The organism is Frankia sp. CeRuru1, from assembly GCF_977966315.1.
Map to the genome: position 1 here is coordinate 26,499 of NZ_CDWWEW010000022.1, position 1,730 is coordinate 28,228.

The 1,730-nt window shown below is 70.8% G+C and carries 1 protein-coding gene; it reads right to left on the reverse strand.

The window, feature by feature from the left end:
• Window positions 1–1,678: GGDEF domain-containing protein (locus AC08OP_RS03265; protein ID WP_476612832.1), on the reverse strand; the 1,678-nt coding region annotated here is incomplete at its 3' end.
• Window positions 1,679–1,730 lie beyond the last annotated feature (52 nt).

Genomic DNA, 1,730 nt, shown 5'->3' on the forward strand with positions numbered 1-1,730 from the left:
CGGCGCGGATGAGCAGGTCGCCAAGCCCGGCATCGTCCGGGCTCAGCATCGCCACCCCCACGCTGACGGTGACCGGGAGCGGACCGTCGGCGGTAGCCACCGGGCTGGCCCCGACAGCCTGCCGAAGCCGCTCGGCGAGAACACTCGCCGTCGCAGCCGGGCAGCCCAGCACGGCCGCGAACTCCTCGCCGCCGATACGGCCGACGATGTCCTGTGGGCGCAACGTGCCCTGCACGCGCCGAGCGACCTCGGCAAGAACCGTGTCGCCCACAGCATGGCCGTGACCGTCATTGACCTGCTTGAAATGATCAATATCGATCATAAAGGCGGCCAGCGGCCGCGCGGTGTGCAGATGCCTGCGAGCCAAAGCATCGGCCTCATCGAAGAAGTGACGCCGATTCGCCAGCCCCGTCAGCGGATCACTGTCCGCGAGCCGCTGCGTCTCCTCGAACAGGTAGGCGTTCTCACAGGCCGTCGCCGCCTGGCCCAGCACGGCATAGGCCAGACGAGCCTGCCTGGGGTTGTAACCACCAGCGGCCCGCGAAGCGATCAGAACGACGACGGTGGGGGCCGGCCGGCACAGGGCCGGCACGGCCAGCCAACTGCCCACCGGGTACCGCTGGCCGGGGAGCACCTCCGGCAGCGTCCGGTGCGGCCCGATCATCCCACCACCATGGAACGCCAGCAGCAGCGGGGAGGCCGGGAGCGGGACGACCATCGCCCCGACCGCCCGGAGATCCACCTGGCCGTAGACCGCCACGACCCGCAACGTTCCGCACGGCTCCCGGGCGAGCGCCCACGCCGCCTCGCACGGAAGCTGCGTGGCGGCCGCCGTCATGACCCGCCCGAGGATCTCCGGGGGAGTCACCGCCCTGGTGGTCTCGACGACGACCCGGTGCATCGTCTCGGCCAGTTCCCGCTGCTCGCGCTCCGCCATCAGCAGCCTGCGCAACTCCGCCGTATCAGCCTCGCGAAGCGAGATCAGTTCCCGGTCGTGCCCCGGCGCGGCGAGGAGCAAGGCATCCTGGATCTGGTTGGCGACCATGCCCGCCGTGGCCGTCAGCAGCGGCCCGGCATCCCGGCGCGGACAGGTGAGATCGAACAGGCCGAGCGTCTGCCCCGTCGCCGGATCACGCAGGGGAACACCGGCACAGGCGAACTCGCCGAAGGGCTCCGCGTAGTGCTCCTGACCGAACACGTGCGCCGGCCTGTGCTCCTCGAGAGCGGTACCGATGCCGTTGGTGCCGACAAACCGCTCGGCGTAACTAAATCCGGGCACCAGCGATACGCGGTCCAGCCGGCGTTCGAACGCGGCGTCGCCGGTGCACCGCACGAGCACCAGACCGTTCGCGTCGGTGACGATCGCGCTGACGGCCTGCCTGGCCAGGCGGTCGGCGAGCTGGCACAGGACCGGTTCGGCCGCGCGCACGACAGGTGCGTCGAGGTCCGACGCGGCGGGGAGGGGCTCGGGGCTGTCCGCGGCCACCGCCCACCGCCGCGACCGCATCCACGACTCGCGGATCGGATCCCGCACCCCACCGGGCTCGCTGGTCTCAGCAGAAATCCCAGCGGTGAAGAACCGCTCGCGCGCCCGCTCGAGCGAGGCTCCCTCCCCACCGTTGAGGCGAACCCCCGAGGCCCGTCCGGCTCGCCGAGACGGTCTTGACCGATCCGGCATGACGCACCTTCCCGCACCTTTAACCGTGTGACCTGAGGCAAGTATATGCCGC